At 66.7% G+C, this 8778-nt stretch carries 9 protein-coding genes; 7 read left to right on the top strand and 2 right to left on the bottom strand.

Going from position 1 to position 8778, the window contains the following annotated elements:
* The first annotated feature begins 125 nt into the window (after positions 1 to 125).
* The 5 genes from KME77_RS30560 (at position 126) to KME77_RS24865 (ending at position 4237) form a co-directional block, all read left to right on the top strand.
* The gene (locus KME77_RS30560; RefSeq protein ID WP_219471362.1) at positions 126 to 425 is read left to right on the top strand and encodes a Scr1 family TA system antitoxin-like transcriptional regulator; all 300 of its coding nucleotides are present in this window, start codon (positions 126 to 128) and stop codon (positions 423 to 425) included.
* Positions 413 to 625 carry a DUF397 domain-containing protein gene (locus KME77_RS24880; protein ID WP_219471361.1) on the top strand — a complete coding sequence of 71 codons (213 nt, stop codon included), beginning with the start codon at positions 413 to 415 and terminating at the stop codon, positions 623 to 625. Before KME77_RS30560 ends, KME77_RS24880 begins: the two co-directional genes overlap by 13 nt.
* A gap of 581 nt (positions 626 to 1206) precedes the next feature.
* Positions 1207 to 1449, top strand: coding sequence for a hypothetical protein (locus tag KME77_RS24875; protein ID WP_219471360.1), 243 nt, complete (start codon positions 1207 to 1209; stop codon positions 1447 to 1449).
* Positions 1446 to 3638: a hypothetical protein gene (locus KME77_RS24870; RefSeq protein ID WP_219471359.1), complete on the top strand. Its 2193-nt coding sequence runs from the start codon at positions 1446 to 1448 to the stop codon at positions 3636 to 3638. The genes KME77_RS24875 and KME77_RS24870 overlap by 4 nt, the downstream gene beginning before the upstream one ends.
* 32 nt (positions 3639 to 3670) lie before the next feature.
* Positions 3671 to 4237 (top strand): hypothetical protein, encoded by a 567-nt coding sequence (locus KME77_RS24865; RefSeq protein ID WP_219471358.1) that lies wholly within the window; start codon positions 3671 to 3673, stop codon positions 4235 to 4237.
* Between the two features lie 5 nt (positions 4238 to 4242).
* On the opposite strand, the gene leuA is transcribed toward KME77_RS24865, so the two are convergent.
* Both leuA and ddaH read right to left on the bottom strand, forming a co-directional pair.
* Entirely contained in the window at positions 4243 to 5952 is a 1710-nt protein-coding gene (gene leuA, locus KME77_RS24860; protein WP_219471363.1) for a 2-isopropylmalate synthase, read from the bottom strand.
* Positions 5953 to 6150: 198 nt separating this feature from the next.
* On the bottom strand, positions 6151 to 6894 hold the full coding sequence (gene ddaH, locus KME77_RS24855; RefSeq protein ID WP_219471357.1) for a dimethylargininase: 744 nt from the start codon (positions 6892 to 6894) through the stop codon (positions 6151 to 6153).
* A 38-nt stretch (positions 6895 to 6932) separates the two neighbouring features.
* Here ddaH and KME77_RS24850 point away from each other — a divergent pair, with 38 nt between their 5' ends.
* The gene (locus KME77_RS24850; protein WP_219471356.1) at positions 6933 to 7178 is read left to right on the top strand and encodes a DUF2630 family protein; all 246 of its coding nucleotides are present in this window, start codon (positions 6933 to 6935) and stop codon (positions 7176 to 7178) included.
* A 148-nt stretch (positions 7179 to 7326) separates the two neighbouring features.
* Complete coding sequence (locus KME77_RS24845; protein ID WP_219471355.1) at positions 7327 to 8643, top strand: MFS transporter; 1317 nt, start codon at positions 7327 to 7329, stop codon at positions 8641 to 8643.
* Positions 8644 to 8778: the final 135 nt, after the last annotated feature.

Below are 8778 nucleotides of genomic sequence, written 5' to 3'. Positions count from 1 at the left end.
GCGAGCCGTCGACCGACTCCAGGCAACACCCGAGCTCGTCCGCAGCTTCTTCCAGGACCGCGACCTGCTCTACATCACATCGCCTGTAACTGAGCTACGGTCCAGTAGGCCAGTTTCTGCTTAGTATGTCGGCTCAGCTCACCCGCCTTCTCGAAGCAGGGCGCACCCCCCGGACCACGATCCAGATTCTTCCTCTCGAGGCGTACTCCACGACCGGCCTTGCCGGCGGATTCGCCATCGCTCAAGCTCACGGAGTTTTCGATACGGCGTATGTCGAATCCGCCGGGGTCATGAGCCGAGTAACGGAGCGATCAGAAGACGTCAGCGTTCTATCATACAGATATGAGGGGATTCGCTCCGAAGCACTGCCTCAGCGCGAGTCCCTGGAGGTCATCAAGGAGACGCTGAAGCGATGGACGAACTGACCCGAGAACTCGCCACCGCCACATGGCGCAAGTCCACTCGATCGGGACCCGACGGCGGCAACTGTGTCGAGGTCGCCGAACTGCCAGGCGGATACCGCGGCGTCCGCGACAGCAAGAACCCCACCGGCCCAGCCCTCATTTTCACCCCCAGCGAGTGGAACGCCTTCATCAACGGCGCAAAGAACGGAGAGTTCGACTGACCGTCGATCACCCCGCCGCAACGAAGCCCACCCACTCAAACCCAAGATCTCCCTCACCCGCACTCGATCGGATGCCCTCTGCGTGCGCTGGTCATAGATCGTTGATCTGAGCCAGCGACGACCTTTCGGCCACCATGTCAGGATCCGTCATCACGAACGATCATGACGCTGGTGGCCGCCCTCATTTCCACAGGCATCTTCAGCCGATCACCGCCAAGACGGCTCACGCTCCTCAACTGCCGTAACCATTTCAGTTGATGTTCAATGAGCGTCAGCGCATTTCACTCCCGCCGAGAGAAGCCTCCCGGGCCAGACCCACCACCACCCGAATATTGGCAAAAGCTCACGTTTCCAGCAGGCCGAAACGCTTGTCCACGCATACGCCCCTCCTTCCTGAAGCAAATCTCAGCCCTCCTCAAGCCAGGCGAAACATCCCATTCTCAACCAAAAGCCAGACTCATTATGCCTTTCACAGCCATTGAACTTGTCTTGTTGATGTGATGTTGATTACCGTGTGGACCCGTGAGGGAACGCCACCTCCAGATCCGTTCTGACGCAGCGAGCCATGCGAGGGGTTCATCGTGGCTGACCTCGATCGCGACGCCATGCGGGCCGTGGCCGAGCGGATCCAGCGACTCTCGGACGAACACTGGTGGGCGCTCGATCCCTCGTGCCGCCTGATGGAGAACGACGCCTGGGTGGGCCCGACCGGCACCCGCTTCGACGCCCAGGTCCACGCCGACCAGCGTGAGCTGCGTGACTCGCTCGCCCAGGCCGTCCACAGCGCGAACCAGAAGCTGGCCGCCACCCGGGACGCCTCATGAGCGAGTTCACCGGCGTCAAGCCCGCCGACTTCGACACCATGACCGCCAGACACACCGAGACCGCCCGGCGCCTGGAGGAACTGGCCCAGTCCCTCCACAGCGAACTGCAGGGCGCCGGCCTCGACACCTCCCCCGCCACGCGCCTGCGCCGCCTGGCCGGCCGCGTCACCACCCAGGCCGAGGACCTGCGACGACGCCAGAAACTCGTCCACGAGTTGCAACGGCAGAAGGTCACCTTCGGCACGAGCACCCCCGCCGGCAGCTTCGTCGAGATGCCCGACAGCCTGGACGCCGCGGCCGGCCTCCTGGACGGGACACTGGCCGCCCGCGCCGCCCAGAAGGCCGCCGACGGCGACACGAAGGCCCTGACCGACCTGAACGACCTCGCCTCACGCACCGCCGATCCGGAATTCGTCAAGGCCTTCCTGGGCGCCCTGGGCGTCGGCGGCGTGACCCGCCTGCCCGGCTCCTTGGCCGCCCAGCTACGCGACGCCCGGGCCCGCGAGGACCACGACCGCCTGACCCAGGTCTCCCAGCGGGGCAAGGAGGTCCTGCGCCTGCTCAGCACCGCCCTCGCCGCCGGCACCGACCCGAGGAACGCCGCCTATATGGGCGACGGCTTCCTCCTCGACCTGGCCAAGGACGGCCGCGCCCAGCACAAGGCGGGCGGCACGACGTACTCCGGATACCAGGCACAGGCGCTGATCTGGCGCGCCCACGACGGCAAGCCGCCGTACTCGAAGGAGTTCATGCAGGTCGTCGGCCGCGACGTCATCGCCTACGAGCTCGAACAACGCAAGTCCGCCTGGGCGGCCGCCAAGACACTGGGACAGCCGCAGATCCCCATCATCGACCTGGCCGGCGCCTTCGGCCTCGGCACCCTGCTCAGACCCGGCTCCCACGCCACCGCCCCCGGCGCCAAGATCACCTCCTCGGTCGCCGACGACCTCTTCCACGCCGCCAAGTTCGACCGAGAAGCCTCCCAAGCGTTGCTCAACCACACGCCGGCCGGGTGGGACGAGTCTGTGCTGGACTACTTGCTGACGACCCGTTGGGGCGCCTCTCACTACACGGACGACTTCAAGCCGATCCGCGACCTGCTGGTAACGGCCACCACCGGCCAGGACACGATTTCGAAAAACCTGGCCGCCGAGATGACGAAGGTTCTCGCCGACGAGGTGAGGGGCGCCTTCGGCAAGGACGACAGCGGCAATCTGAAGATCAGCGATCGAGAGGGGTTCGACCGTCTGGCGCCCTTGAGCTATCCGCTGGGGCGCGCGATCGCGGCGAACATCGACGAGCTGTCCCGGCTCTACCTGAACCATGCGACCTTCGGCAAAGTGGCGCCCCAGGACATGTCGTACGCGCTGACACTGGCCACCTCGGACGACGCCGGGTTCGAGGCGTTGGTGAGGGCACAGACGGAACACATGCGGGCAGCCCTCGCCACCGTGCCACCGGTCGGCCTCACCGCCTCCAATGCTGAACGGCTCGGCTTCAAGAAGTCCGACGTCAAGGCGTACGACTTCAACGAGGACGGGCGAGTCGACAAGGCCGACATCACGCAGTTCCTGACGGACCGCACCGTTGAAGAGGCGCGCCCCTTCAATCACATAGTGGAGACCCGCCGCCAGGTGTTGATCGCCCAAGGGCTGGACGAGAAGAAGGCAGACGAAGCGCTGAAGAGCATGGTGGGCGACGCGATCGGGTTGCTGCCGGTCCCGGGGGCCAAACAGGTCAGTCAACTGGCCACCGGAGCTTTCGGTGAGTTGATCGGCAAGGGCTACGACAAGTTCGCTGGAATGGCGTACGACGAGATCGCCCATCAGGTCGCTCAGCAGATGTCCCAGCAGAAGCATGGTCTGGACGAGACGCATCGGACAGTGGCGGACAACCGGCTGGCCGTGGAGAGACTGGCGGAGCAGATGCTCGCCACGACCCTGCTGAACAAGGGCGTGCTTGACGGATTCCATATCAAGGGACGTGAATTCGCGACTGGAGAGCCGCCGACGATCAAGCCCTTCGCCCAGATGACCCCGGAGGAGTACAGCGATTTCCTCGAATGGGCGCGCAAGAAGGGAGAGAGCAGCGATCTGCTGGACCGTTTCGGCAGTACATTCCGCAGGACCAATGAGGTGGACGACTACCTCGGCCTGCAGATTCCTTCCACCTCGGGAGGCGGCAGATGAGGCGTCCTTCCGTCGCCCTGACTGTTCTCGTAGTGCTCGGCGCGGCCTGCAGTCCGCAGAAGGACATTGTCCCCACCCCCGCTCCGGCCGTTCAGCCGATCGTGGACGCCTCGCCATATGTCTGCGAAATGATCCCTGAACAGGCGCTTCGGTCGGTGACCGGGGTGACTGCGTCTCTCTCGGAGAAGATGACCGGGGACGAGAAGAGTGGCGAATGCTGGGCTCCTGATACGACCCCTCATCCCCTTGAGGTGGGCTGGCTGCTGGCGGACAACGGGTCGTCTCAGGAGCAAGTGGACTATCTCCTCGCAGGCAGGCGTGACACCTACACCCGCCATGGCGGCGTCAAGCTGCCAGCTGGCCTCGGCGACGGCATGGCCGCCTACATCACGAACAGCCCCTTGGCTGATCAGCCGTACAGGGTGAGCGCGAAGTTCCGCTGCGGCGGCAAAGACCGGCTGCTCGACATCTTCCTGGCCGAAGTCGTCAAGGGCAGGGACGCGATCAAAGACATGACCGAACTCATGCGCATAGCCCAAACCCGCTACGCCCAGATCCACAACTGCAAACCCGAGCCCCTGACAAAGGGGCCCGGGTAAGCAAATCAGCGCGAAGCCCGGTTGACCGCCGAGATGATCGCCTTCAGCGAGGCCGTAGTGGTGTTGGCGTCCACGCCGACCCCCCAGAGCACCCGCCCGTCCACCTCGCACTCCAGATAGGACGCCGCCTTGGCGTCCGACCCGGCGCTCATCGCGTGCTCCACGTAGTCGAGCACGCGCAGCCGGATCCCCACCGCCCCGATCGCGTCGATGAAGGCGGAGATGGGCCCGTTGCCGACGCCGGAGATCTCGCGGATCTCGCCGTCGAGGCGGATGTCGGCGTTGATGCGGTCGTCGGCGTCGTCGGTGGCCGAGTGGCGGTGGGCCATGAGGCTGAGGCGGCCCCAGCGGTTGTTGGGGTTGGGCAGGTACTCGTCGCGGAAGATCTCGTACATGGCCGACGGGCTGATCTCGCCGCCGTCGGCGTCCGTGCGGGCCTGTACGACCTTGGAGAACTCGATCTGCAGCCGGCGCGGCAGGTCGAGCTGGTGGTCGGCCTTCATGATGTACGCGACGCCGCCCTTGCCGGACTGGCTGTTGACCCGGATGACGGCCTCGTACGTGCGGCCGATGTCCTTGGGGTCGATGGGCAGGTAGGGGACGGCCCAGGTGAAGGAGTCGACGGGGACGCCGGCGTCGGCCGCGTCGGCCTCCAGGTGTTCGAAGCCCTTCTTGATGGCGTCCTGGTGGGAGCCGGAGAAGGCGGTGTAGACCAGTTCGCCGCCCCACGGGTGGCGGGGGTGGACGGGCAGTTGGTTGCAGTATTCGACGACGCGGCGGATCTCGTCGATGTCGGAGAAGTCGATCTGCGGGTCGACGCCCTGGGAGAACAGGTTCATGCCCAGGGTGACCAGGCAGACGTTGCCGGTGCGCTCGCCGTTGCCGAACAGGCAGCCCTCGATGCGGTCGGCGCCGGCCATGTAGCCCAGCTCGGCGGCGGCGACGGCGCTGCCGCGGTCGTTGTGCGGGTGCAGCGACAGGATGACCGAGTCGCGGAACTTCAGGTGGCGGTGCATCCACTCGATCTGGTCGGCGTAGATGTTGGGGGTGGCCATCTCGACGGTGGCGGGCAGGTTGAGGATGACCTTGCGGTCGGGGGTGGGCTGCCAGACCTCGTTGACGGCGTCGCAGACCTCGACGGCGTACTCCAGCTCGGTGCCGGTGAACGACTCGGGTGAGTACTGGAAGCGCACGTCCACGTCGGTGGCGTCGGCCAGCTTCTTGATCAGCTTGGCGCCCTCGACGGCGATGGCGGTGATGCCGTCGCGGTCGAGGCCGAACACGACGCGGCGCTGCAGCGTGGAGGTGGAGTTGTACAGGTGGACGATGGCCTGCTTGGCGCCCTCGATGGACTCGAAGGTGCGCTCGATCAGCTCGGGCCGCGCCTGGGTGAGCACCTGGATGACGACGTCGCCGGGGATCCGGTCCTCTTCGATGATCTGGCGGACGAAGTCGAAGTCGGTCTGCGAGGCGGCGGGGAAGCCTACCTCGATCTCCTTGTAGCCCATCTTCACCAGCAGCTCGAACATCTGCAGCTTGCGATGGGAGTCCATCGGGTCGATCAGCGCCTGGTTGCCGTCGCGCAGGTCCACCGCGCACCATCGGGGCGCCTCGGTGATCACCTGATCAGGCCAGGTGCGGTCGGTCAGGCGCACCGGCTCGTACGGCTGGTAGCGCTGGTAGGGCATGGGGCTGGGCTGCTGAGCGGTCATGATCGGGGCTCCTCGCCGGTCCGGGATGAACATCGGCCGACGGGCATGGCTCGCTCCGCGGCGAGGGAGCCGGCCTCAGTGGCCCCCGCCGCGGCAGCTAAGAAGGAGGCCACGCAGCATGCCAAGCACGCTACCAGACGTCTCGCGATGAACCGTCCCCGATCTCACATGATGAGAACCGGCGGAGGGCCGGCGGGAAGCTCACGCGATGAGAACCGACAGGCAGGTTACGCAGCCCTCCAGTTTCTCGAACTCGGAGATGTCCACCGGAACGGGTGACAGGCCGCGGTCGTGCAGCATCGCGGCGGTCCGGGGCGCCGAGGCGGCGATGAGGACGCGGCTGCCCCCGAGCGGCACGACGTGCGCCCCGGACTCCTCCGGGGGCTCCAGCAGCCCCGGCAGGTCCACCCGCGACGGGTCGCCGATGAGCGTTCCGTCGGGCAGCGCGGTGACGGCCGACTTCAGGTGCAGCACGCCGCGCAGCCCCACCGGCACCACCTGCCGCTCCGGCAGCAGCGCGGTGAGCTGGGTGATCCCCTCGTCGTTGGTCCTGGCGGACCTGCCGACGTACACGGTCCTGCCCACCTGGAGGACGTCGCCGCCGTCGAGCGTGCCGGGGCGGGCGATCCGTACGGACTTGAGCCCCAGCTCCTGTACGAGGGCCGCCACGGAGTCCACCTCGGCCCGCCGCTCGTCCGCCCCGGGACGGGTCAGGACGGCGAGCCGGTCGCAGACGACGACGGCGTCCTCGACGAAGGTCGCGTCGGGCAGGTCGTCGGCGGCCGGCACGTGGCGCACGTCCCATCCGGCGGCGGAGAGCGCGGCGGCGTAGCGTTCGTGCTGGTCAAGGGCCAGGTCGTGGTCGACTGGCACGCGCTCCAGGTGGGTGACGATCCCCTCGGCGATCCGGGGGCCGGGCTTTCTTACCAGCGCGATACCAGACATAGGGCGTGTTCTATCACGAGGTCACTAAAGTCTTGGACATGGGCGACAACGAGATTCTTTCCAGGATCGGCGACCTCGTCGACGAGGAGCACGAGCTGCGGACCAGGCTCACGGCCGGCGAGGTGACCAGCGAGGAGGAGCACGCGCGGATCAGGGAGCTGGAGGTGGCTCTCGACCAGTGCTGGGACCTGCTCAGGCAGCGCCGGGCCAGGCGCGGCGCGGGCGAGAACCCGGACGACGCGAAAGTGCGCCCGGCCGGCGAGGTGGAGAACTACCGGCAGTGATGCGGGCACGGGCCGATCCCGGCGGGCGAGTGCTCTCGCCATTTCCGCGATGTTAAGCGGACGTTAGATCTGGCCCGTGTCCCCTTGTTAGAACCACCTTCTGCGGCGAGGCTCTGGCCTGCAGCTACTCCCCCCAGGAGGTTATTCCGTGAGCAAACCCCGCGTGCCGTGGAAGGCCGTCATCGGCGGCTCTGTAGGCAATCTCGTCGAGTGGTACGACTGGTTTGTCTATAGCAGTTTCGCCGTTTACTTCGCCGCCTCCTTCTTCCCTACGGGTAATACGACCGCGCAGTTGCTGAACACCGCGGGCATCTTCGCCGTCGGATTCTTCATGCGCCCGATCGGCGGCTGGCTGCTGGGCCGTTACGCCGACGTGAAGGGCCGCAAGGCGGCGCTGACGATGACGGTGACGCTCATGTCGGTGAGCGCCCTGCTGATCGCCATCGCCCCGACGTACGAGTCGGTCGGCTACTTCGGCGCCGTCGTCCTGCTGATCGCCCGCCTCCTTCAGGGCATCTCGGTCGGCGGCGAGTACGCGGCCAGCGCCACCTACCTGACCGAGGCCACGCCTCCGGGCAAGCGCGGCTTCGCCTCGAGCTTCCAGTACGTGTCCATGACCGCCGGTCAGCTCGTCGGCCTCGGCCTGCAGATCATCCTGCAGAACACGATGACGAAGGAGGCGCTCAACTCCTATGGCTGGCGCATCCCGTTCGTGGTGGGAGCCCTGGGGGCAGCGGTGGTGTTCTACCTCCGCCGCAACCTCCTTGAGACTGAGGCGTACGGCGAGGAGGAGAGGGAGACCGGCAGCGCCGAACGGGGCACCATCAAGAGCCTCCTGTCGCACAAGAAGGAGGCGCTGCTCGTCATCGCCCTGACCATGGGCGGCACCGTCGCGTACTACACCTACACGACCTACCTCACCAAGTACCTGGTCAACACCGCGGGCCTGCAGAAGGAGACGGCGTCGCTGGTCAGCTTCTCGGCGCTGTTCGTGTTCATGTGCATCCAGCCTCTCGCCGGCGCGCTGTCGGACCGGATCGGGCGGCGGCCGCTGCTGATCACGTTCGGGATCGGGTCGATGCTCGGCACCGTCCCGCTGATGACCGCGCTGTCCACGGTCTCCGGCTTCGCCAGCGCGTTCTTCCTGTCGCTGGTCGGCCTGCTCATCATCACCGGCTACACCTCGATCAACGCGGTGGTCAAGGCGGAGCTGTTCCCGACGCACGTGCGGGCGCTCGGCGTGGCGCTGCCGTACGCGATCGCCAACGCCCTGTTCGGCGGCACGGCCGAGTACGTCGGCCTGTGGTTCAAGGACCAGGGCATCGAGTCCGGCTTCTACTGGTACGTCTCAGCGTGCGCGACCGTCTCCCTCGTGGTCTACCTGACCATGCGCGAGACGCGCGACGCCGCCCTCACCCGCTCGGAGCAGCAGGCTTCGGCGGATTCGGTCCCCGTCCGGGCCTAATCTGGCCCTATGCGAGTTCTCCTGGTCGAAGACGACGATCGGCTCGCCTCCGCGCTCACCACGGCCCTCGCGCGCCACGGCCACCAGGTCGCGCGCGCGGGGCTCGCCGTCGACGCCCTCCGCCTGGCGGGGGGC

The sequence above is a fragment of the Nonomuraea rhizosphaerae genome (assembly GCF_019396405.1).
GTDB classification, from domain to species: domain Bacteria; phylum Actinomycetota; class Actinomycetes; order Streptosporangiales; family Streptosporangiaceae; genus Nonomuraea; species Nonomuraea rhizosphaerae.
The sequence above is the reverse complement of the archived record's forward strand: the minus strand, read 5'-3'. Positions and strand labels throughout refer to the sequence as shown.

Excerpts from the sequence above, each read along its gene's own strand:
- KME77_RS24880 (WP_219471361.1), top strand. The coding sequence starts at position 413 with ATGGACGAACTGACCCGAGAACTCGCCACCGCCACATGGCGCAAGTCC.
- ddaH (WP_219471357.1), bottom strand. The coding sequence starts at position 6,894 with ATGTCTGGTATCGCGCTGGTAAGAAAGCCCGGCCCCCGGATCGCCGAG.
- KME77_RS24850 (WP_219471356.1), top strand. The coding sequence starts at position 6,933 with ATGGGCGACAACGAGATTCTTTCCAGGATCGGCGACCTCGTCGACGAG.
- KME77_RS30560 (WP_219471362.1), top strand. The coding sequence starts at position 126 with ATGTCGGCTCAGCTCACCCGCCTTCTCGAAGCAGGGCGCACCCCCCGG.
- KME77_RS24870 (WP_219471359.1), top strand. The coding sequence starts at position 1,446 with ATGAGCGAGTTCACCGGCGTCAAGCCCGCCGACTTCGACACCATGACC.